At 42.3% G+C, this 22,415-nt stretch carries 19 protein-coding genes; 6 read left to right on the top strand and 13 right to left on the bottom strand.

Annotated features, from left to right (window positions below):
• Positions 1 to 222 precede the first annotated feature (222 nt).
• Positions 223 to 1,386 carry a glycoside hydrolase family 27 protein gene (locus MKZ13_RS04030; protein WP_339181972.1) on the top strand — a complete coding sequence of 388 codons (1,164 nt, stop codon included), beginning with the start codon at positions 223 to 225 and terminating at the stop codon, positions 1,384 to 1,386.
• 206 nt (positions 1,387 to 1,592) lie between these two features.
• Here MKZ13_RS04030 and MKZ13_RS04025 read toward each other — a convergent pair whose 3' ends face one another.
• Positions 1,593 to 2,402, bottom strand: a complete 810-nt coding sequence (locus MKZ13_RS04025) for an AraC family transcriptional regulator (RefSeq protein ID WP_339181969.1) — start codon at positions 2,400 to 2,402, stop codon at positions 1,593 to 1,595.
• Between the two features lie 81 nt (positions 2,403 to 2,483).
• Between MKZ13_RS04025 and MKZ13_RS04020 the strand changes: the two genes are divergently transcribed.
• Entirely contained in the window at positions 2,484 to 4,019 is a 1,536-nt protein-coding gene (locus MKZ13_RS04020) for a carboxylesterase family protein (RefSeq protein ID WP_339181966.1), read from the top strand.
• A gap of 241 nt (positions 4,020 to 4,260) precedes the next feature.
• Here the strand turns inward: MKZ13_RS04020 and MKZ13_RS04015 are convergent, their stop codons facing one another.
• Together MKZ13_RS04015 and MKZ13_RS04010 are read right to left on the bottom strand one after the other, a co-directional pair.
• Positions 4,261 to 5,604 (bottom strand): HAMP domain-containing sensor histidine kinase, encoded by a 1,344-nt coding sequence (locus MKZ13_RS04015; protein ID WP_339181964.1) that lies wholly within the window; start codon positions 5,602 to 5,604, stop codon positions 4,261 to 4,263.
• Entirely contained in the window at positions 5,597 to 6,289 is a 693-nt protein-coding gene (locus MKZ13_RS04010) for a response regulator transcription factor (RefSeq protein WP_076253798.1), read from the bottom strand. The genes MKZ13_RS04015 and MKZ13_RS04010 overlap by 8 nt, the downstream gene beginning before the upstream one ends.
• A gap of 159 nt (positions 6,290 to 6,448) precedes the next feature.
• Here MKZ13_RS04010 and MKZ13_RS04005 point away from each other — a divergent pair, with 159 nt between their 5' ends.
• Complete coding sequence (locus MKZ13_RS04005; RefSeq protein ID WP_339181960.1) at positions 6,449 to 7,216, top strand: TVP38/TMEM64 family protein; 768 nt, start codon at positions 6,449 to 6,451, stop codon at positions 7,214 to 7,216.
• 44 nt (positions 7,217 to 7,260) lie between these two features.
• Positions 7,261 to 7,839 (top strand): GNAT family N-acetyltransferase, encoded by a 579-nt coding sequence (locus tag MKZ13_RS04000; protein ID WP_339181958.1) that lies wholly within the window; start codon positions 7,261 to 7,263, stop codon positions 7,837 to 7,839.
• Positions 7,840 to 8,031: 192 nt separating this feature from the next.
• Here the strand turns inward: MKZ13_RS04000 and MKZ13_RS03995 are convergent, their stop codons facing one another.
• Complete coding sequence (locus MKZ13_RS03995) at positions 8,032 to 9,198, bottom strand: cobalamin-independent methionine synthase II family protein (protein WP_076253801.1); 1,167 nt, start codon at positions 9,196 to 9,198, stop codon at positions 8,032 to 8,034.
• 114 nt (positions 9,199 to 9,312) lie between these two features.
• Positions 9,313 to 9,882 (bottom strand): hypothetical protein, encoded by a 570-nt coding sequence (locus MKZ13_RS03990; protein ID WP_339181955.1) that lies wholly within the window; start codon positions 9,880 to 9,882, stop codon positions 9,313 to 9,315.
• A 252-nt stretch (positions 9,883 to 10,134) separates the two neighbouring features.
• Here MKZ13_RS03990 and MKZ13_RS03985 point away from each other — a divergent pair, with 252 nt between their 5' ends.
• Positions 10,135 to 11,190, top strand: a complete 1,056-nt coding sequence (locus tag MKZ13_RS03985; protein WP_339181952.1) for an ankyrin repeat domain-containing protein — start codon at positions 10,135 to 10,137, stop codon at positions 11,188 to 11,190.
• A 96-nt stretch (positions 11,191 to 11,286) separates the two neighbouring features.
• Here the strand turns inward: MKZ13_RS03985 and MKZ13_RS03980 are convergent, their stop codons facing one another.
• Entirely contained in the window at positions 11,287 to 12,261 is a 975-nt protein-coding gene (locus tag MKZ13_RS03980) for a tRNA-dihydrouridine synthase (protein ID WP_339181949.1), read from the bottom strand.
• A 385-nt stretch (positions 12,262 to 12,646) separates the two neighbouring features.
• Between MKZ13_RS03980 and MKZ13_RS03975 the strand changes: the two genes are divergently transcribed.
• Complete coding sequence (locus tag MKZ13_RS03975; RefSeq protein WP_339181947.1) at positions 12,647 to 12,853, top strand: DUF2536 family protein; 207 nt, start codon at positions 12,647 to 12,649, stop codon at positions 12,851 to 12,853.
• Positions 12,854 to 12,985: 132 nt separating this feature from the next.
• Here the strand turns inward: MKZ13_RS03975 and MKZ13_RS03970 are convergent, their stop codons facing one another.
• From MKZ13_RS03970 to MKZ13_RS03940, 7 genes are all read right to left on the bottom strand, one after another.
• Positions 12,986 to 13,621 carry a hypothetical protein gene (locus MKZ13_RS03970; RefSeq protein ID WP_339181945.1) on the bottom strand — a complete coding sequence of 212 codons (636 nt, stop codon included), beginning with the start codon at positions 13,619 to 13,621 and terminating at the stop codon, positions 12,986 to 12,988.
• Positions 13,622 to 13,742: 121 nt separating this feature from the next.
• The gene (locus tag MKZ13_RS03965; RefSeq protein ID WP_339181942.1) at positions 13,743 to 15,344 is read right to left on the bottom strand and encodes a type I restriction-modification system subunit M; all 1,602 of its coding nucleotides are present in this window, start codon (positions 15,342 to 15,344) and stop codon (positions 13,743 to 13,745) included.
• A 36-nt stretch (positions 15,345 to 15,380) separates the two neighbouring features.
• Positions 15,381 to 15,998, bottom strand: coding sequence for a Fic family protein (locus tag MKZ13_RS03960; protein ID WP_339181939.1), 618 nt, complete (start codon positions 15,996 to 15,998; stop codon positions 15,381 to 15,383).
• Between the two features lie 15 nt (positions 15,999 to 16,013).
• Entirely contained in the window at positions 16,014 to 17,234 is a 1,221-nt protein-coding gene (locus MKZ13_RS03955; RefSeq protein ID WP_339181937.1) for a restriction endonuclease subunit S, read from the bottom strand.
• Positions 17,231 to 18,232 (bottom strand): RhuM family protein, encoded by a 1,002-nt coding sequence (gene rhuM / locus MKZ13_RS03950; protein ID WP_339181935.1) that lies wholly within the window; start codon positions 18,230 to 18,232, stop codon positions 17,231 to 17,233. Before rhuM ends, MKZ13_RS03955 begins: the two co-directional genes overlap by 4 nt.
• A 50-nt stretch (positions 18,233 to 18,282) precedes the next feature.
• A complete protein-coding gene (locus MKZ13_RS03945; RefSeq protein ID WP_339181932.1) occupies positions 18,283 to 21,495 on the bottom strand; it encodes an HsdR family type I site-specific deoxyribonuclease in 3,213 nt (1,070 codons plus the stop codon).
• Positions 21,492 to 22,067, bottom strand: coding sequence for a restriction endonuclease subunit M (locus MKZ13_RS03940; protein ID WP_339181929.1), 576 nt, complete (start codon positions 22,065 to 22,067; stop codon positions 21,492 to 21,494). The genes MKZ13_RS03945 and MKZ13_RS03940 overlap by 4 nt, the downstream gene beginning before the upstream one ends.
• Positions 22,068 to 22,415 lie beyond the last annotated feature (348 nt).

Here is a 22,415-nt window from a genome sequence, read left to right as displayed (position 1 = left end):
TATAACTTCTTTGCAGACAGACATTTTTCCTTTCTTATACTTCTACCGGCAATTTCTGAATACCTGCCGAGAGCCTGATTGGAAGAGCTAATTCCCACAGCACAAGCGGAGCAACATACGTCCATGTTCAAGCAACGTTAAGCTATGGCAGGAAACGTCGCTCATCGTTTATGTTCAGTTTAGTGTTGTTAACAAAACCGAGATGAGGAAGGATGCGAGAGCATGAGCAACAATCAAGTGTTAGGCTTTGCCCCTGCCCTGGGCTGGAATTCGTGGAATACCTTTACGTGGGATATTAACGAACAATTAATTCGGGATGTCGCTGATGTGTTTGTATCGGAAGGTTATCTGGCTGCTGGCTACGAGTACATTGTCATTGATGATTGCTGGAGCCTGAAGGAACGTGATGCGAGTGGCAATCTGGTGGCTGACCCGGAGAAATTCCCGAGTGGAATGAGAGCGCTTTCTGATTATATCCATAGCAAAGGACTAAAGTTCGGCATGTATTCATGCGTGGGTACACATACATGTGCCGGGTATCCAGGCAGCTTCGAGCATGAATTCCAGGATGCTGCCCTTTTTGCCGAATGGGGTGTTGATTATTTGAAGTATGATTACTGCTTCAAGCCGCGCCATATCTCAGGAGAGCTGCTGTACAAACGGATGAGCCTTGCGCTCAAAAACTGCGGACGCGATATCCTGTTCTCCGCCTGCAACTGGGGAGCCGACGATGTATACGATTGGATTCGGGAATCGGGCGCTCATATGTACCGCTCCACCGGCGATATCCGCGACAATTGGGATTCAGTGAAGGAACTTGCCCTGTCCCAATTGGGAAAACAAAGCTACACCGGCTCCTTCTGCCATAACGACATGGATATGCTGATTGTTGGTATGTACGGTGGAAGCAATAATGATTATATTGGCAGCATCGGCGGATGCAACGACGTCGAATATAAAACCCACTTCTCACTCTGGTCCATGATGGGTTCACCGCTAATGATTGGATGTGACGTGCGTAAGGCTAACCAGGTTACAAAGGATATTCTCCTGAATCCTGACCTAATCGCTATCAATCAGGATGTAGAAGCACGCGGAGCTTACCGCATTAAACCAGAACCGCAATGGTTTCACACAGACGATGTATTTATGCTGGTGAAGGTGCTCACAGATGGTGACCTGGCTATTGGCTTCTTCAACCTGAGCGACAGCCAGCGGGAATTATCATTGCAATTTTGGGATATGGGTCTGCCTTACGCTGCCGGTTATGCGCTGTCCCTGTATGACTGCTGGGAACATCAAGAGCTTGGCGTGTTCCGTGAACGCTTCGCTCCCGTTGTCGCAGCACATGATTGTTTAATTGTGCGTGCCAAACTGGTGAAATAAATGGCCCAACATCGCCTGTGCACCTCCTGTCAGGTTCCGCTCTCTTCAGACGATGTGGGCATCTACCTCAAATTGATCTCGCGCTCTGCCCAGCAATTTCAGTGCATCGATTGTATAGGAGTGAAGCTAAACTGTGGACGTGAGCCTATTGAGAAGCTGATTCGTTATTTCCGAGAGTCCGGGAACTGCGCCCTGTTCCGTTAACGTTATGCCTTGGTCCGGTGCAGCATCATGTACGATGTTGGCGTGTGTGAAGTTACTTTCTTGAATACTTTGGAAAAATATAACGGGTCATTATAGCCGACAGAATAGGCTACCGATTGAATCGGTAGACCCGACATCTTCAGCAGTTCACAGGCGCGCCCGATACGGCAGGATGTAATATACTCCAAAACAGACTTGCCGGTTACTGCCTTAAAGAGACGAAACAAATAACTGCGCTCCAGATTAACTGCCTTTACGATCTCCGTGACGGTCAATGTCGGCTTCCAGTAGTTCTGCTCGATGTACTTTCTCGCCAGCCAGACATAATCCTTGGCGTCCACCTGCGGCTCTTTCGGATAATGCTCCATATAGTAGGAGAGCAGCAGACGCAAACGTGCATCCGCCCGCAGTAATTCATAGGACGATGCACCCGCGTTCCAGGCAAGGTGGAAAAAAGGCTGCAATGTCTCCGGCGATACCGTCACCACGGGTTGTACCTCTGAGAGCTGTGTCAGCCCCAGCAACCGCCCGGCATCCTCACCGCTAAATTCCACCCAGACGTACTCCCATGGATCTTGCGGGTCTGGATAATAGTAAATCTCCTTTTGCGGAAATATGATAAAGCTTTCCCCCGTAACGAGCCGAAAAACGCGGCCGCCCGTCTCCAGCGTCCCTTGGCCGCGGATAATATAGTGCAGCGCATAAACGTCACGCACGCCTGGCCCCCACTGGTGAGGGTTAGCTGGCTTGTGACCACCGCTGATAAAATACAAATTACTGGCCCTACTGCTCTCATGCCAAATCGGATTCAACCTTGATTCCCCCTTTCTAATGCCACGTTGATCAGATGTCCGGTAACGCTTACACGCTAAATCCAGAGAGGAGAATGTTGTATGCTTAGAATGGTTACGGTAGAACATGGACAAGTGCAAGGACTGCCCGCGGCGGACCCGCGGATTACCAGCTTCAAGGGAATTCCTTTTGCCGCACCTCCTGTAGGTGAGAACCGCTGGCGCGCTCCGCAGCCGCAGTCGAACTGGGAAGGTGTACTGCAAGCTTTTGATTTTGCCCCCATCTCCATGCAAGCCCCAACAGTCATCGATGATAACAATATCTATACCCGCGAATGGGCCGTTGATCCCGACCTGCCTATGAACGAGGATTGTCTGTATCTGAATGTCTGGACACCCGCCAAGCGCATGGACGAGAAGTTGCCTGTTTTTGTCTGGTATTTTGGCGGGGGCCTGCAAGTCGGCCATACGGCCGAAATGGAATTTGATGGCGAGCGAATCGCTCGCAGAGGTATTGTCGTTGTAACGATTAATTATCGGCTGAATGCCTTTGGCTTCCTGTGCCATCCTGAGATTAGTGCCGAATCCCCCCATGCACCCGCCAACTTCGGGCATCTCGATCAGCAAGCAGGTACCCAGTGGGTCAAACGCAACATTGCCGCCTTTGGCGGTGATCCAGACCAGATCACCATCGGCGGACAGTCGGCAGGCGGAGGAAGTGTACTCAGCCAGATGACCTCTCCGCAAAATAAAGGCTTGTTCCAGCGAGCCGTCATCATGAGCGGTATAGCTACCGAGTTGTACCCGAAGGTCCGAGTGCCTTCTGTCCGTTCCACACTAAGGGATGCAGAGCAAGCAGGGGTTGAATTTTTTGGCTTCCTGGGCGTAGCTTCACTGGCTGAGGCGAGACAACTGGACGCTGAATATCTCCGTGACAAAGCACTCGAATACAAAAGCTTCTGGGGAACCGTCATCGACGAACAATTCTGCGCAGGCGATCCGTTTACTCGTTTTGTTCAGCAGGAGCGCGAGGCGATACCCGTAATGCTGGGGCATACATCTTCCGAATTTTGGACCCGTCCCGCCGCAGCCAATCTGGAAGAACTGAAGCAGATGGCTGTGGAGCTGTTTGGCGAGGATGCTCCTGCCTTTTTGCAGCTATGTGAGGCTGATTCCGGCCAAATCGAACATGCTCTGCAACAAGCATCGGTCCGCATGATCCAACATGCCATTCTGCTCGCCATCCGCGCGAACAGCGGTCATCCGTCTGAAACGCCTCTCTACTATTATAACTTCGACGCCGAGATTCCGGGCTGGGATCAGCCAGGCACTTTTCACTCCGTTGATCTGTGGTTCTTCTTCGAAACACTCGCCAAATGCTGGCGGCCTTTCACAGGCAAGCATTATGATCTGGCTCGCCAGATGTGTAATTATTTATCCAATTTTATTGCTACAGGTGACCCAAACGGCTCGGACTCCACCGGAAAGCTGATGCCTTATTGGACTCCTTGTACTGCGGAACAGCCGTATCTCATGGAATTTGGCGATCAGGCTCAATTACAGAAGGCTGAGCCCGGACCGATGCTTGCATTTCTAATTGAACAATATTTCAAGAAACAGAATCCACCTGTTGTTTAAAACATGAGGTTTGCCCTCTCGCGATATATGTAAGAGCCATGCTGTCGCATGGCTCTTTTTGTATAGTGTGAATGGTAGAGCGATGTTCTTTCGCCTATGCCTATCTAGCAAGCTTCTCCACTACAGCAGTCTAAGGTAACAAAATTAGACAGCCAGAGAAACCCCACGGAAGACCATCAACATCATTCCAAGAGATTCGTTTTTGTTGCTCGCGATAATGAAAACGCCTCTTTCCCCTCCATTATATATGAGTCTGTGTTAGTTTATTGAAGATGACAGGTAGCGTAATCTGTAATGAGAAGATATCTTTTTCCTGCGACACCGTCAACGTCCCGTTGTGCTGCTGGATCATTTTCTGACAACTAACAAGCCCGATTTCGTTGCTATCATTCTTTTTGCCAACATGTTTAATCTTATTCTCCACCGCAAGAATGACCCATTGTTGCTTCAAAGAAACCTGGATATGAACGGGATGCCCTGGATCGGCGTATTTTCGAATATTTGAAAATATGTTATCCATTACGCGACGCATGGCGACCAGATTGATTTCCAGCAAAAACTCCTCATGATGAGCATCTGTCTGAACCTGCACATCTATATCGTCCAAAACCACTAATTGCTCATCTATGAGTTGATCGATAAGCGCTCTGCCCTCATACATTTCAAATTCTACTTCCTCTTCTTCAGCGGCAGAGGATACCGTAAAATATTCGAATAGTTTGTCCGACAACACTTTGATCTGATAGGCCTTCTCCCGGCTATTATGAATATACTGCAACAGATCCTCATGTGTCTTATATTTGTTAAGCTCTATGATATCCATATATCCTAATAGAATCGTGAGTGGCGTTCGCAAATCATGGGAAATCGCCGTGATCAATTCACGGTTGGCCATCCTGACCCTCTCCTCGCTGCCCAGCCGTTCCACAAATGATTTCCTCATCTCATCAATACTCTGGGCCAGAGATGACAGTTCATCCTTTCCCGATATCGTAATTGAATAGTCCAAATTTCCACCTTCGAGTATTTTGATCTCTTGTTCAAGCACGCCAATATAAGATGTTTTCTTATTAATCATCAGTAGAAAGGAAACAATAAACACAATCGCCGCTATGAAAACACCAATAATCAGAATGAGGTTGTAATATTGATACTCATAAAAGCTAACCAAGTATATCTGGGCATCCTGATCCGCAAAATGGATGGTGGTGATAGGTATTTTTGATGGCACGAATTGAGTTAACAACTCTTCATTAATGGCAGGATCAATCTCCGTGTTGGAGGAAAATATCAATTTGTCTTTTGCAAAAATATACAGATTTAAGTAGCGCTCATGTCTTATCCAAGCAGACAATTCCTCATGATCACGGGTTGACACGTTCTGGTTATCCACAAATGCTTCGAATCGATCGAGCGCATCTTGCTGCCTGTTCTCTACAAAAGTGGATTTGCTTAAATAACTATCCAATACAGTCTCGCCAACAACTTGTAAAATAACGAGTGCACTTATGGAAATGACCAAAGAAATGATAACCGCCAGAACCAGTTTAATCTTCAGCTTTTTTCCGATTAATAATCTATTCAATTTTGTACCCCTTCCCCCAAACGGTCTTCACATATTTAGGGTTCTGCGGGTCATCCTCCAGTTTGCCTCTCAAATTACGAATATGAACCATGACCGTGTTATTACACGTATAAAAATAGGGTTGCCCCCAAACACTCTCATATATATTTTCTGCCGAGAATACCTTTCGTCGCTTCTTAGCCAACAGCAGCAAAATCTGGTATTCAATTTCAGTTAGAGCAATCTCCTTCTCTCCAACAAACACGGTTTTTGAATCCTGATGGACGGTAAGATCCTTAACGATAATCTGGTCCTGTTCTTCGGTCTTCTCCTTGCCCCGATAAACATAATACCTCCGCAGTAAGGCCTTCACCCGCGAAACAAGTTCTGTATAGGAAAAGGGTTTGGACAAAAAGTCATCACTGCCTGAGGAAAAGGCCAATTGTTTGTCAGAATCCTGCGTTTTCGCCGTGAGAAACAGGATCGGTGCGCTTGTTTTTTCACGAATCTCCAGACACGCCTTCAGCCCCGATTTATTGGGCATCATCATATCCAAAATAATGAGATCCGTCTCTTCGTTCACTTTATCAATCGCATCTTGACCATCTATCGCTTCAATCACTTCATAATTCTCACTCTCTAACAAAATCCTTACAATTTCACGAATTTCACTGTTATCATCAGCAATTAGAATTTTCTTGCTCATCTGATCCCTCCGTCTAATTTCAGTATAATATGCGCTATTAGCGACTACCAGCAAATACAATCGACTTAAGAATTCTTCAGAAGTTATGTAGGTATCTCTTAATAATTTCGTCTTATACTGTAAATATGTAGAAGTTATTACACAAAGGGGTCGTCAGGAATGCCACAAACTTCGAAAAAAGTAATGATTAACATATTGTTGGGTCTGTTCATCATGTTGTCCATTGGTCTACTGGTGTATTATTCTCCTGCCCTTATTAAAATCATGTCTTCCATGGACAACTTCAGAGCGTATATTCACTCAACAGGCCATTGGGGTCCGGTCATGTTTATTTTATTCCAGATTCTTCAGATCGTGGTTGCACCCATTCCAGGAGAAGTGGTACAGATTGCAGGCGGTTATATCTATGGGGTTACACTTGGGTCCTTGTATACTACAATAGGTTTGATTATAGGCTCAGCGATTGCTTTTTATTTCACTCGTTTTATCGGTCGCGCTTATATTTCACGGCTAATGCAAAAGAAAAGTAATAAGTGGATGTCGTTAATTCATGATGAGAAGAAGTTCTCCGCTTTTTTATTCATCTTTTTCGTAATTCCCGGCTTACCCAAAGACATGCTTGTATTTGTCGCCGCACTTACATCGATTAGTTCGTTTAGGTTCTTCACGATCCTTATCGTCGGTCGTCTGCCATGGATCATCGCATCTACCGTTGTAGGGTCCACAATTCATATGCAACAATACACAATCGCCATTATTATTTCTGTTATCGCTGTAATCGGGTTTGTACTCGGTTATATCTATAGGGAGAAATTGGTGGGATTGTTCTCCCGGTCAGACAGTACCAAAGCCAAAGCCAAACCCAAGGCTATACCCAGTTATAGTACGAATAGGGAGTCTCGTAAAATAAAAAGAGATACAACATGAACAAAGCCAATCTATTGATATGAAGACCGGAGGTATATCATCTTATGCAAATACTTAAAACCAATCGATTAATCCTGAGAAATTTCACCTTAACGGACGCAGCCGGACTGTTGGAATACACAGCAAATCCCAGAGTAAATTGTTTTATGGATCAACGAATTTCAACGTTGGAAGACGCTGCGGCAGAGGTCGCAAAAAGAAGCAGTGACGATTCCCACATCGCGGTTTGCCTGAAAGACAGTAACGAGTTGATCGGTGAGCTGTTTGGTATGAGGGAAGATCGGGATGCCGATACGGATAAGGATTCGAATTCAGATACGTATAGTATAGGTTGGAATTTTAATGGCAGATTTGAAGGGAAAGGGTACGCCAGTGAGAGCGCCAATGCTTTCATTGAGCACCTCTTTATGGAACAGGGAATAAGAAGACTGTACGCCTATGTCGAGGATGATAACTTCCGTTCTCAGAAACTGTGTGAGAAGCTGGGCATGCGCCGGGAAGGTCTTTTTTTGGAGTTCATTTCATTTGTCAAAAATGAGGACGGCACACCGAAATACGAGAATACGTATCAGTATGCTTTGTTGAAAAAGGAATGGCTGGCACAGCGTGAATCACAGAAATAAAGAATGACATACCTATGCCTCATCATTAGTTTAAAAAAATTATAGAAATGAGAACGTACCTATACGTATACGTACGTTCCACAACAAATACGGCGGCTTCTCCCTGGATAGATTCCAGAGGAAAAGTCGCCGTTTCATTATTGCACAGAACACTATTGATTTTATAAGGTCACAATACATTCAGCTTAAATTCTAGACGGTGCTGCCCCAATATTGCTTTGCAATCTTCTGGCCTTGATCAATCTTCGCCCATTGCTGAGCTTCGCTTAATTCGTTACCGCCATCACAAGATGCAAAGCCGCATTGGTGAGACAACAACAGCCGATCCTTATCGATGATTTTGGATGCTTCGTCCAGCAAACGAACAACGCGCGCTTCATCATCGAGTGTACTCGTTTTGGATGACAACAGACCCAGTACAATTTCCGTTTCAGGTCTGTCTTTGAACACTTCCAACGCTTCAATTGAACCCGCACGATCATCATCCCACTCCAGGAAGAAACGGTCATACTTCAATTGCTTCAGGAACAGATTCGCAATTTTGGCATACGATCCACCACCCATGTTGCGGGAATCATAATTGCCGCGGCAGTTATGTGTCCACATTTTCAAGCCCAGGCTATGTCCGAAGTCAATCACGGTATTATTAATATCAATAAATTCGGTAGCGAGACCCTTTACTTCATCTTGATTAATATTTTCCCCTGTAAACGGTGAGTTCGGGTTGTCGTCTGCAAACAGTTCCCATAAGCAATCATCGAATTGCAGAATTTTGCCGCCCACTGCAGCGAATTCCTCCACGAATTCCTTATACGCGATCACAAGACCCTCTTTGAGCTCCTGTATGTTTTGATATACAGCATCCGTTCCACCAATGTTATCCGACCAGGAAAGCTCACCGAAGATATGGGAAGGAGACGGTACGCAAAGTTTCGTTTGTTGCTCGCCAGCCGTGTCTTGCAGTTGTTGGAACAGTTGAATGAAATGATGGTTCTTTCCACTCAATTTATCAGTGATGCGCAGTCCAATATCTTTGCGTGTTTCATACTTCGAAGTTCCGTCCACATCTCTGAAAAAATAGCCATGATCCGCGATGTAACGCTTCACTCCGCCAAATCCCCATACAAAGTCCAGATGCCACATCGATTTGGAGAATTCGCCATCGGTAACCACGGACAAGTTATGTTCGATTTCCTTTGCGACAACTTGTTTGATTGCCTCGGTCTCACACTTCTCATATCCTTCGTAGTTTTCATAGAACGGATATTGGATATCATCATTATGTTCAATTTGCGTTTTATATTTCAGCAGCTCATCCGGCCGCAATAAACTTCCTACGATCTGGAACTTATCAGTCATGTAAAAAACCCCCTCGTTGTATACAATGATCATATCACGCTGAGAGCAGTTAGAAGGGATACTTAAAAACCATAACTGGTTATAGTTAAAAGCTATATCAAAAGTTATTCAATCTCACAACGTACGACGACGCAGTTCATAAAAATATTGTACCGCTGGATGCTTTAATTTGACCTGCTCCGACATGTTCAGAATTCGCTTTTTGCCAACTCGTCTGTCCATTAAAGCCAGAATATTAAACAAGATATCCTTGCTCTCCAGATTATCCTCTATAGAAGTGGATAAATACGTCGTAGCTGCAACGGTAAAATTTGATTTACTGAGTGCGGTCTGAGCCAGCAAAAGCTCTTTGGCATGCACGGAGATTTTTCTACTTCTTGCCATGACTTGAAGACGATCCTCAGGAATGGGTCCTTTGGAATCTTTTCGAATAGCTTCAATCTCTTCATCGCTCACAGGAATCATGATCTCCGGGTCGCTCTTGATCTCCTGCTCTGTCTCATACCATCGGATTGGGGTTGTTGTATCGTTCATGTTGAGTACATTCTTTTTATCTACAGTAATATAACAATTGCCTGATTTATCAGGTGAATAGCGATAGCTGGTAGCACGGTACTCCACACTTCCAACTAACGCAGGACTAAGAAAACTCTCCAGTTGTTGCTTCAATTTGCTCCAGGACATAAATCCTCCTATTATCAAAAGCCTACCGCACGATTTGCGGCGATCATTTCAAATATTTTTCAATCCGTCTCCAGTATCAACATTCATCTAAATTATAACATAGCAAACCAAATTGACGATGGAAGAAACCCAGTTATTGGTTTTAAATTTCCCTATGTGATAAAATTGCAGAAAATTATCTACTTACTATTAAATCGTCATAGCCTACCATTGGAACACACGTTGTTATTCACAAAGGAGAGGAAGAGTGTAATGGCTACGAAGAAAGCAACCTTACCTGCTCATATGGAAAAACTCGTTAAAGATAATGATATCGCTACCGTAAAAGAGGTTTTCGAGCAATGCGAATGCGATGCCCGAGGGGGCTACAGCAAAGGTACGACCCTCAGCTTTCGTCAAATATCGGATGAATTGGTCCGCTGGCTGGTAGAGCAAGGGGCAGATATTAATGCACGTGACAAATATCAACGCACACCTTTACATGCCCATGCCTCACACTGGTCAGGAAATGTACCCCTGTTCCTTGAATTAGGTGCGGATCTGGACGCTGTGGATTACCAAAATGAAACTCCGTTACATGCAGCGGTCAATGGGTATCGAACCAAAGTGGTTCAAGAGTTGGTAAACCAAGGCGCTACTATTAACGTAGAAAATAAACAGGGAAATACGCCATTAGCTAAGGGGTTAGCCAATTGCAGGAATAGCGATATAGTCAGTCTGGCAGAGATTGCCGCAATTCTGCTGGATGCCGGAGCATCGGTCACCCCCGATATGAAAGAATCGGTGAAGCGGATCGGTAAGGATTTTGAATTCGTCCGTGAGAAGTTTAATAAGGACAAGGTCGATGAGGTTTCAGACGCACTGATCAAACTGTACCAGTTATTTGATGTCGAAACGGTAGAGAATCGGGTCATGCACGATGGGACCACCCCCATTCAGGTAAAGGCAACCACTTGGACCAAACAGCACCAAGAGCTGTGGGAATATCTCATTCCGGCCCAAGGTCACGCTCAAACGGTGCAGGGAGAGGTCATCCGCATCACAGGACGTGTGTCTCATGAAGTATTGGATAATGGCGGTGGAAACTGGGACGCGGAGTATCGTAAGATGCTGGATGCACTGATTCGTCACCTGGGCTCTGGTACGCCACTCGCCCCGGCCCTGCTCCAAGAGGCAGCAGACTTGGTCAGCAGACTTCACAATGGATACGATTTTGATGCGCCTGCAAGGTTATCCGAGTTGGCTGTGTTATGGGTGCTTGCCAATCCTCAACCGGTCGCTATGGAGAAGCCTGCGTATACGCGTTAAACAGCAAAGCAAAAAAAAGAAGCGGAAGAGTTACCGCTTCTTTTTTGCTATTAAATCTACCTGAATCATACTCCGTATCCATGATTACGTCTTACTCTACTCCACCTGTTCATTACTTTCAAAATCAATGAGCAGTTCGCGTACTTTAGAAGTGGTTTTGGCGTTCATCAAGCTGTTTCTCAGCTCACTAGCACCGCGGAAGCCACGAACATAGATTTTGAAAAAACGGGCCAGCGGGCTGAACGAACGTGGGTCAAGCTCGGAATATTGATCATGGAGATCCAAATGCAGCCGTAGCAAATCAAGCAATTCCGTGCTGCTGTGTTCCTTCGGCTCCTTCTCAAAAGCAAACGGATTCTGGAAGATACCACGTCCAATCATAATACCATCCACGCCATATTGCTCCACGAGTCTAAGGCCTGTCTCACGGTCAGGAATATCCCCGTTAATCGTCAGCAGTGTATTAGGAGCTATCTCATCACGAAGCTTCTTAATCTCAGGAATCAATTCCCAGTGAGCATCTACTTTGCTCATTTCTTCTCTCGTACGCAAGTGAATGGACAGATTCACGATGTCCTGTTGCAAAATATGGGTCAACCAGTCGCGCCATTCGTCGACCTCAGTAAATCCAAGACGCGTTTTTACACTGACCGGCAGCCCCCCGGCTTTCGCCGCCTGAATGATCTCTGCCGCAAGGGCTGGCCGGCAGATCAATCCACTTCCTTTTCCATTCTCAGCTACATTCGCTACCGGACAACCCATATTGATATCGATGCCTTTAAAGCCTTCTTTCGCCATACCGATACTCATCTCACGAAAGAATTCCGGTTTATCTCCCCAGATATGAGCCACAATCGGCTGTTCATCCGCTGTAAACGTCAGACGCCCGCGCACACTATGGTGCCCCTCCGGGTGACAATAACTCTCTGTATTCGCAAACTCCGTAAAAAACACATCCGGTCTGCCCGCCTCACCTACGACATGCCGAAACACAACATCCGTCACATCTTCCATGGGTGCCAGTATAAAAAATGGTCGTGGCAATTCACGCCAAAAGTTTTCCTTTGTCATCTCCAAAAGCTCCTCTATACATTCCAGGACAGTCTTTATCCTCATTAATAGTAAACATAATAAAACACGTAACTCATACATCTGCTTGCTATCATTTACATGATCATTCGTTTTTCGTTGCAATTCACTTTATGGTGTCCTAGCTTCTTCACTTATACCATGCAAATGAACTTCCTTCAAACAGCAGCATCTGTTATTACTTCCATTAGATCTTCAAATTATTGAAAGTTCGATGATCTCAAAATTGCCCTTTCCCGATTTTATCACGTCTTTATTAGATTTTCAGCCCGATTGCTCTTGCCGAACTGGAAAAGCTCCTCTAAAATGAAGCTCGACAGGCTTTTAACCTGCAAATATCGAGATTTTAAGGAGGCCTGAATGATATATGGAAATTTCACTTGATATGATCAGAGACAAAGTCGAATGCTTGCAGGCTTATGACTTCCGTGAATTGGAACGAGCCATTGAAGAACGAATCGGAATGAACAAAGCGCTAATGTTGCGGGTGAAGCAAGTTCAGCATCAAGTGACGTTTGACCCTTTTCGCAACAAAATGTTATATAGTGCAGTCGTACATTTCGCCGTAGATTAATGGAACATAGAACAGTCAAGGGAAACAGAAAAAACGGATTGATCTATACTCAATCCGGGTTTCCTCTGTTTCGTAATATGCTCTTTTCAATCTTGTATTTTACAATGTTGATTACCTAACCCAACTACAGAATTACAACATATCTTCTGCAGGGTCAACCTTATACCAATGCTCATTTGGATTTCGCTTACACTCTAATGCAGGAACCTTTTTTGTAACTTTGCGCTTAATACTGCCATCATTGTTGGGTCTATTTATCCATTCCACTGGTTTATTATAATATTTCATCTCCCCACCACATTTAGGACATTTGTGCGAATGTATTTTTTCCAATGTCAACCTATTATCGTATCCATTAATTGCAAAATTGAAAAATAAGGGATGCCTCGTTTCGGTTTTAGCAATTCTTCTAAGACTAAGAAGTATCACAAGTAAGATAATCAGAATTACAAATGCCATTAAATATATTGAAAATTCAAACCCTACTACTGGCTTCAATTCTCCATTGAAAATATCTAAACTATTTTTCACCATTTTAACAACAATAGGAATCAATCCACCAACTGTTATAACAAAGCTAATCCACGTTAAAATAGCCAAAGTAAATGGGCTTCGCCATACTGGTTCAGGCGTATAATTAGCCTCTTGATTATTGGTATTTGGTACATAATGATTATTTATATCTCCAGCAGCAATTTGTGCCGGCCCATGAAAGTTTACTTTTCCCCTAAAGTTGTTTTGATTATTATTTTTTTGGTTTTTCCCCATATTTACCTCACTTATTTTCTATTGATATAACCATTCCACTCATGAGCCACTAGCTTTCTGATATGTAAGGTTAAAGAGTCAAGAAATAATATCCCTGACCCTTCTAACCCGCCTCTTACATTTACATATGAATACCTAATATTTTCAGCTGTTCATTGATCTTAGCTTCAAGTTCAGCAATTTCTTTTCGATCTTGCTCTAATAGCTTATTCACTTCAGCAAGATCTATCGTTTGCTCTTCTTCAAACGTATCCACGTAACGAGGAATATTTAAGTTATACTCATTGGCTTTAATTTCTTCAAGTGACGCCACATGAGCGTATTTATCGACATCTACACGATTTCGGTAAGTTTCAACAATTTTATTAATGTTCTCATTCGTAAGTTTGTTTTGATTCTTACCCTTTTCAAACTCGTGGCTTGCATCAATAAACAAAATATCTTTTGCTTTACGATTTTTTTTAAACACCAAAATTGTGGTTGGAATTGATACGCCGTAAAATAAGTTAGCAGGCAAGCCTATAACTGTATCAAGATAGTTTTTCTCAATTAAAGTTTGACGAATCACACCTTCTGCTGCGCCACGGAACAATACACCATGCGGCAATACAATCGCCATTGTTCCCTTATCATTCAGAAGATGATACACACTGTGTAAAATGAATGCATAATCTGCCTTTGTTCTAGGAGCAAGTTTGCCATACTCTCTAAAGCGTGGATCTTTGAGTTTTGTTTCACTGTTATCCCAATGAGCAGAATAAGGAGGATTCGCAACCACGGCATCAAAAGAACGTGGATGATCGTTACCTTGGGCGTCTACTCCATCAGGCCAATCGCTTTCAAGTGTATCCGCATTAGAGAGGGTTATATTGTTAAATGAAACACCGTGCATCATCAGATTCATCCGGGCCAAGTTGTAAGTAGTTGTGTTCTTTTCTTGGCCATAAAACTTAATAGCTCCTGGTCGATCTCCACCAGGCAACTCACCTTTTACTGTTAACAGTAGTGATCCTGATCCACAAGTCGGGTCATAAACAGAGAATGTATTACCTGAAGCTTCAACACCGTCCGTTACAATTTTAGCCAACACTTTAGACACTTCATGAGGTGTGTAGAACTCTCCACCTTTTTTACCTGCACTTGCTGCAAATTGGCCGATTAGGTATTCGTAGATTGCACCAAGAATATCTTTGTTATCTTCACCTTTGTAACTGATGCCATCAACGAGCTTCACAATGCGGTTAAGTGATTTTGCACGTTCATTAGTAGAAGAACCCAGGCGCGAATCTCCAAGATTGATGTCGTTAAAGACCCCACGGAAATCTTTCGCCGCTTCTTGGTTTAATTCAGCATTCTTATTGAAGTTATCAAAAAGTGTTTGATAATCACTTGGAATCACCATACTATTCTCGATCTTATGAACCAACGATTCCCAAGTATCCAGTGGAGCAATGGCATAGCCTAAACTAGAAGAAATATCCTGCAAATAATCTTTCAAATCGTCGCCAGATGCTTGTTCTAAATAAGCTTTATTAATTGATTCCCCCTCAGCAACTTCAAGAATATTGTTCTCAACCAGATATTGTTCTTGATGCTCGGACAGATAGCGATAGAACATAAAGGCTAGAATGTAGTTCTTATATTCTGCCGCATCCATGCTTCCGCGTAGCTCGTTCGCCATCGCCCACAGTTTTGTTGTTATGCTTTGTAGATTGTTGCTCATTTTTTTTACTTCCTCCCAGATATACAATCGCTCCATTTACTGTTCCTTATGGAGATCTTCTGTCTTATACACGTAGTAACCCTCGTAATGGTAGCTCGCATCGATGCCTTTCATATAAATCTCACGGTCATTGATCTGATCCGTAAGAGCTGCTTGAAGAAGAAACTTAATCTCGACGTCTTTAATAGGACTTCTTTCCATGGCAAGCAAATAGTCTTCTTTATCAACCTTACTCCAATCGATAACTTGCCTGATTTCCTTTTTCAAGATGCAATCAAGCCATATTCTTGCACTTCTCCCGTTTCCCTCTCGAAAAGGATGAGCCACGTTCATCTCAACATACTTTTCGATGATTTCGTCAAAAGTGGATTGTGGTAGCTTTGAAATATTCTCCAGTGCAACTTCAAGGTACATCACAGGTGCGAATCGAAAACCACCCTTGGCTATATTAACATCACGTACTTTTCCAGCAAAATCATATATTTCTTCGAAAAGACATTTGTGAATATAGGATAATGCCTTAAATGTGCCAACTTCTAATGTATCCAGCAAGCCCGTCTCGAACATTTCCAGCGCTTTTTTCTTGCTGAGCTTTTCTTCAACACGAGCAAGTTCTGCAGAATTAGTAATGCCTAACTTGTTTTCCATAGCCATCACTTAAACCTCCGATCATACAAACATTTGTATAAGCAATACTTTCTTCTGTTCTTGCAAATGTTCTAGCTTGCGTTGATGTAGGGTGATAAGGTTGTCGAGATTGCTAAAAAATTTACCAATTTGGGATTGTTCCTCTAATAATGGAATAGAAATTTCTTGTTTTAAAACGGCATCCCGTGCAATCCCGGCTATTAAACCTCTAGCATCTTTTTTAATATTTTCTATTACTGAATTCAATAGGTATAAATTAAACACTTTATCAAGATTAGGTAGATTTTTCAAAGCCATAAATTGCCTAGCAATATGTGCTTTATCTTGTGCCAATACAGCGATTGCTCCATAACCAGATCCCTTACAGACAAGCAAAACGTCACCCTTTTCTGCTATACATCTAGCAACTGTTGTCCAACGGTTAACGATAGTCTCTCTCCCAACTATACAACTAGCCCCTGTCATGTAAGGTATACCATTACACCTATCGTTATATTCTGAAGGCGAAAAGTCCTGTCCCGACAATAAATCTATAACCTCGCCATACTCACGCTGTTCCCAAGCGTCAGTGAATCCAGGAAACCGAACCTCAGGAAAATCTTCACCATTTTTCGGAAACATTTTTTGAAGCAATCCAGCCTTTAAACTTTTCACGTTAATTAATTTATGTTGATGAAAGGTAATGAGCTGATCAAATTGTTTGAAAAAACGGCTTATAACTCGTTGTTCATTTTTCGGCGGATAAAAAAAGGATATTTTCGAAATCTGTTGAAAGTTTAAGCCTTCCCTTCCTCCGCCTGCTTGATTTAGCTCAATTTCCTTTTGTCCTTTACTGGACGACAAATTCAATTGAATAAAGTCTGCTTCTACACCATCATCTGGTCTTATAATACAAACATGCTGATTTACATTAGCTGGATCACTGTGTTTATATACTGCACTTCTTCCGATTGAAGCACCTGTTATGTTCAACAATACATCATTTTTTTTCACTCTACTATTCTTCATGTCTTCATCAGTTTCTGAAGAAATATACACTACATTATCTGAATGAATACAATTGTCATAAATATTTTGAGAACGTATAAGAGGAACTCCTGTACTTACATACGAAGAATTTCCTCCCTTTGGGGTTTTTCCACTTCCGATTTTCGTTGTAACATCCCCCAACCTACGTTCTTCCCACGCTCCGCTAAACTCAGGAAATCTTAATTTAGGTACATTTTCTTTATGCTCACTCATTGCTGCTCTCCCTGTATCGTCTTAATGACTCGATCAAAATCTGACACTATTTTTTGGTGTTTGTTAAATTCTCTATACTCCCCAATCGCCTTCTCTTTAGCCGAACTTTGTGAAATACGTCCGGTACCATCTAATACTTCATAGCGATTGAATGTTAGAAATTCATCAATGCTCTTGGCAAAGTCCTGCATACCCAATAAAACCTCATCTTCGAGCAATCGTTCTACATAATCAAAATAAGCGGATACGTTACGCTCCAGACTGCGAATTTGTTTTTCCGTTAAATAATTCTTCGCAACAGTTACATCGGATTGTAAGATTCGGCCATCAGGTGAATTCTTCCATGACGTAAGCCCCATATGCTCTTTATCTTTATCGGCACTGTTATACACAATTTCCGCCGCAGTTTTGCCTGTAATCGCATAATGAAACTTGTTCTGAACGGTCGCATAAAACTTCTTAGTGACGTCTGCGTTCTTGTCATAGTCGTATGAAATTTCTGCAAATACATCTGATATTTGTTGCCATATCCGCCGTTCACTTGCGCGAATGGAACGGACTGTTTCAATCAACTCACGGAAGTAGTCCTTGCGAAAAACATGCTCCCCTTGTTTCATGCGTTCAACATCAATTTTAAACCCTTTAAGAATGTAATCTTTCAAGATATCTGTTGCCCAGATTCGGAACTTCGTAGCCTTTTGTGAATTGACACGATAGCCAATTGAAATAATAGCATCCAGATTATAATATTTCACTGGTTTGGTTTGAGTTTTTTCGTCTATTGCTCCATGTTGAGTGGTTATTTCCAAAATGGAAACAACCACTTTCTCATCTAGTTCCCCAGTTTGAAAAATATTTTTCAGATGTTTACTGATTGCCGGGATTCCAACATCAAAAAGCTGTGAAATAATCTTCTGCGTTGCCCAGATCGTATCATCTTGCACAAGAACTTCTACTTTCTCATCCCCATCATACATCAAAAATTGGATTTCTTTCATCAGGATCTCCCATCTATGCACGTGATTAAACCTGTTAGACTTTATTAACTTTAATTCTCCACCAAAGTATCTGCCAATTCATAAATTGCGTCACGCAAACCATTGCGATATTTCATTTTGGACAAGGACTGTATATGTTCATCATGAGCGAGTGTTGTATAGTTAGAAGCGGCTTGAACAATAATGTCACGTATCTGCCCTGTATCATCCAAGTCCTGCACACCATAGCGATGTCGGCTGAACAATTCCCGCATTTGAGCGCTCGTAATTATATCCGTGATTCCCCACTTCACTCGAAAATCAAGAAACATACGATCCAAGCTGATGTTGCTCGCTTGCTGGATAATTTGTTCACTATTTCCGTTTAGATCCGCAGGATATTTGAAGTTAGCACCGGCAGGGGGGAAATACCCTTCAACAATAGCCGAAGCCGCATTCATAATCTGGGTAGCATAGTTACGGTCATCCAATCCATTGGCAAATTGATTGATTTTTTCTTGTGTCTCTTTGGCTTCCTGATCTTTACCTTCGTGAACCTGATTTAGTAGTTTTTCAACGAGTTCAGTGAGATAATCATAATCCACTTTAACATCCTTCACATGTGTCATTCTCAGCTCGATCTGATATACAGGGATTTTCTTTTCTTTTGCAATATGCGACTTGAGTTCATTCGTTAAGACCGTTGTTAGCATGACTTCTTGCTCTGACGTCATTCCTAGCTTCTCTAGTAGCTCCTCGGGATCATCATAATTAAATCCAACTGTTTCACCATCAACTTCATCTGGATCATATTGTTTTAATTTGGCCATACCTTTGTTATATTCTCGAAGCAAATCAAGCATTTCTTCCTTTTTCTTTTCCGATGGAGGCAGCTGTTGAAAATCAAATGTTAGGTCACTCAACTTATTAACTACTTTTTCCACTTCATTAAATACATTTTCAAATGGTTCGGCAATAATTCCATCTTGCTGATTAAATTCACGCATTAGTTCATCGGATAAAATCGCTGAGTCTTTATTAGCATAAATCGCAAGAGCTTTATTCATCAGCTTTTCATTCTGAGCAGGCCAGCGATAGTTCACCACACGTCCCCATGGTTTCAATTGCATATCCGAAATCCGGTTTGTTCTTGAATAAGCTTGAATCAACCCTGCACCTTTTAGTGTTCGATCCACATATAGCGTATTCAGCTCAGGCGCATCGAAACCAGTTAACAATTGGTCAACCACAATAACAAGATCAAGATAATTACGATCATAGGAAGATTTATTCAAGCGTGAAGCCACATCTTGCGTATAACCAGAGATATCATCCATACCAAATGACGTACCAAATTCAGCATTGTACGCAGTAATCGCCCTGAACAAACCTTGATTGGAGGCAAGCATACCGTCATTATTCGTTGTATTTAGGCTGAATGTCACAGCAACTTTTAGTGTTTGTCCACTATTCTTTTTATGTTCTTCATTAACACGCTGAAACTCATCAAAATACATCATTGCCATTGGCGTACTCGCTTTACCACCACCCACATGAGTCGTAAATAAAGCATTGTACTTCCCTTCATTCGAACGATTGCGCCAGTTCTTAAAGATGTCTTCGACTACCAATCTGACATGATCCACATTCTCGTCGTAGAAACTCGGTTCAACCGCATCATCCATATCTTCCTGGGAGAGATTGTCGATTTTCTCCTGAATTCGTTCTTCACTCCACTTGGGATAACGTTCACTGTAGAATGCAGGAAGATATTTTTCCTTCATTTGTTTTTCATCAATAGTGGTCTCAAAATCTACTTTAAACCCTAGTACATTGCGATCAGCAATGGCTTCACGAATCGTATAGGCATGTAATAGGGGCCCAAAAATATCTTCTGTTCGAAGACCCGTTGTCGTTTCATCAAACATAGGCGTTCCTGTGTACCCTACCCAAGCTGACTTCTTAAATGCTTTTTGAATATTATTGAACGAGTCACCACCTGTTGAGCGATGAGCTTCATCCACAATAAACACAATATTTTTATCTGGAGCTGTAAATGTTTTGCGTTTCACCAATGTGTCCAGTTTCTGGACAGAAGTCACAATGATGTTATTGTCTTTACTTTTAAGCTTTCTGCTCAAATCAGTTGTATTGTTCGTGTTTTGAACGCTGCCAAAGGTATCTTCTGTAGCATCAGGATCATAGGCTTTGTAATTTTCATTGGTTTGCTTGGTTAACGCAATGCGGTCCACAACAAAGACCACCTTGTCCACCTTTGGCATACGACTTGCCAGCCATGCTGTTTTGAAACTTGTGATGGTCTTGCCCGCTCCAGTCGTGTGCCATATGTAGCCGATCTTATGTGTGCCAAGCTCAAAATCTGAACGTTTCAAGCCCTCAATCACATTCTGAGTAGCATACACTTGATACGGACGCATGACTTTCAACATCTGTTTATTCTTTGTTCCGTCCAAAATCATATAATTGGTGGCCATTTGGTGTGCCATTGGAATTGAAAGCATAGAATCTGCGAACTCTTTCCAGTTACGTACAATCGTATTGTCACTCTTACGTTGCCAGTTAAAAGCAAAATCCTTATTAAATTTATCTGACGTTGTGTTCGCCATATACTTCACATTGCTAGGTGTTATGGCAACCAGAATTTGCAATGTTGAGAAAATATCACGATATTGATTTTCATCAGCATATTGATTCATTTGATTAAGCGCTTCATTGACATCACGTGTATCACGCTTTTCTTCAATTTGAATGATAGGCAGACCATTAATTAACAGAGTCGTGTCAAAATATCGAGTTTGTTTCCCAGCAATAACGGCTGGTCGTTCAATCTGATTGACCACTTGATATATGGTATCCCCAGCTCCGATTTGTTTTTGATCAAATACAGTAAGGAACACATGACGTCCATCGTCCAAGTCAATCTCAATTTGCGAAACTCCGTTTAAACCATATAAAAACTGTCCTGCTTCGTAAGGGGATTGAATGTCAGAGATAATTTTCTTAACCTGATTAAACTCCACAACACTCAGGGGACGTTCAAGTGTATTCTGATTGTGTTGTTCCAGAATGCCTTTGAAGTTGTCCCAGAGTTGTTCGTTCGTTTTAATCTTCGATTCATATTTCCACCGTTTCGTCTTCACTATGTAATCCGTATTGGATTCCTTTACAACAAAGTCACTTATTCCTTCTAGATATTCGGGTTGTGTAATTGTTCCGCTTGTAAGGTATTGAATTAATTCAGTCTCAAACTGAGTCTCGTTCATTTATTATTTGCCTCCTCAAGTCCCTCTAATACCAGGATCGTTTCCAATTTTGAGTTACGATTTCGTAACGCTTCCAACCGTAATTGATTGAAATAAAGCTCACCAATCATTTGCTGCTTTTCTAATTTAGGAATATTAAATAATTCAAGCTCTTTCAATTGTTTTAGCGTGTATTTTAGAACTTGAGAACCTTGTAAACCCAATAGTAACTGCTTTCTTACGAATTTATCTTCATTAAGCAAGTAAGCAAGATATTTGGAGTCCACGTTCTCACCCGTTACTAGCTTAACGTAGTTTTGTGTGTATAGATAACCCTCGTGTCTTGCACTAACGATTGTAGATTTTCCCGATACTAAACTAAACACAAGATCGCCCTGACATAACGTGTTCAGCTGATCAAAGGTTCGTACTTGTTTCCGATCACCAGGATTAGAATCCATACCAACAAGATCATTTTCAATCTCAGATTGCCTGTAATACGTATAAAGTGGTGCTTTATAATCGATTGCCTCGGCAATCCTGAACTGCGGAGATCCAGTTATGAACTTAACTATATGATCCAGTCTTATCATATGTATTCTTGCCTTTCTTAAATTAAGTTTTATTGAATGTGTACACTTTACCAAATTCAAATTAGAAAATCAATACTATAATTTCGTAATTTTTATAAATTACATTCACTACAAAGGAGCAGCTTAACGGGATTCACAGAAACTTATACAATTAATGCATTAACGATCACCTATTGCGAGTCAGAAATGGAGGTCATTATATGCCAGCATCCATAGATAAAGCCAGGGACTTTGTATATGCTAATGGTTTGCTCTGGGAGCAAGCGTTCTATCTGATTTTACTCTCAACATTTATTGACTGAAAGATTCATATCTTCAAAAGGGGGATCAGAAACTTTTGTCGAATAA

Source organism: Paenibacillus sp. FSL R5-0701, assembly GCF_037973995.1.
Taxonomy (GTDB): Bacteria; Bacillota; Bacilli; order Paenibacillales; family Paenibacillaceae; genus Paenibacillus.
Note: the sequence above shows the minus strand (reverse complement) of the source record. Positions and strands in the feature narration are given on the sequence as shown.

Coding starts and splice junctions, on each gene's coding strand:
- MKZ13_RS04030 (WP_339181972.1), top strand. CDS start 223: ATGAGCAACAATCAAGTGTTAGGCTTTGCCCCTGCCCTGGGCTGGAAT.
- MKZ13_RS04020 (WP_339181966.1), top strand. CDS start 2,484: ATGCTTAGAATGGTTACGGTAGAACATGGACAAGTGCAAGGACTGCCC.
- MKZ13_RS04010 (WP_076253798.1), bottom strand. CDS start 6,289: ATGAGCAAGAAAATTCTAATTGCTGATGATAACAGTGAAATTCGTGAA.
- MKZ13_RS04005 (WP_339181960.1), top strand. CDS start 6,449: ATGCCACAAACTTCGAAAAAAGTAATGATTAACATATTGTTGGGTCTG.
- MKZ13_RS04000 (WP_339181958.1), top strand. CDS start 7,261: ATGCAAATACTTAAAACCAATCGATTAATCCTGAGAAATTTCACCTTA.
- MKZ13_RS03995 (WP_076253801.1), bottom strand. CDS start 9,198: ATGACTGATAAGTTCCAGATCGTAGGAAGTTTATTGCGGCCGGATGAG.
- MKZ13_RS03990 (WP_339181955.1), bottom strand. CDS start 9,882: ATGTCCTGGAGCAAATTGAAGCAACAACTGGAGAGTTTTCTTAGTCCT.
- MKZ13_RS03985 (WP_339181952.1), top strand. CDS start 10,135: ATGGCTACGAAGAAAGCAACCTTACCTGCTCATATGGAAAAACTCGTT.
- MKZ13_RS03980 (WP_339181949.1), bottom strand. CDS start 12,261: ATGACAAAGGAAAACTTTTGGCGTGAATTGCCACGACCATTTTTTATA.
- MKZ13_RS03975 (WP_339181947.1), top strand. CDS start 12,647: ATGGAAATTTCACTTGATATGATCAGAGACAAAGTCGAATGCTTGCAG.
- MKZ13_RS03970 (WP_339181945.1), bottom strand. CDS start 13,621: ATGGGGAAAAACCAAAAAAATAATAATCAAAACAACTTTAGGGGAAAA.
- MKZ13_RS03965 (WP_339181942.1), bottom strand. CDS start 15,344: ATGAGCAACAATCTACAAAGCATAACAACAAAACTGTGGGCGATGGCG.
- MKZ13_RS03960 (WP_339181939.1), bottom strand. CDS start 15,998: ATGGCTATGGAAAACAAGTTAGGCATTACTAATTCTGCAGAACTTGCT.
- MKZ13_RS03955 (WP_339181937.1), bottom strand. CDS start 17,234: ATGAGTGAGCATAAAGAAAATGTACCTAAATTAAGATTTCCTGAGTTT.
- rhuM (WP_339181935.1), bottom strand. CDS start 18,232: ATGAAAGAAATCCAATTTTTGATGTATGATGGGGATGAGAAAGTAGAA.
- MKZ13_RS03945 (WP_339181932.1), bottom strand. CDS start 21,495: ATGAACGAGACTCAGTTTGAGACTGAATTAATTCAATACCTTACAAGC.
- MKZ13_RS03940 (WP_339181929.1), bottom strand. CDS start 22,067: ATGATAAGACTGGATCATATAGTTAAGTTCATAACTGGATCTCCGCAG.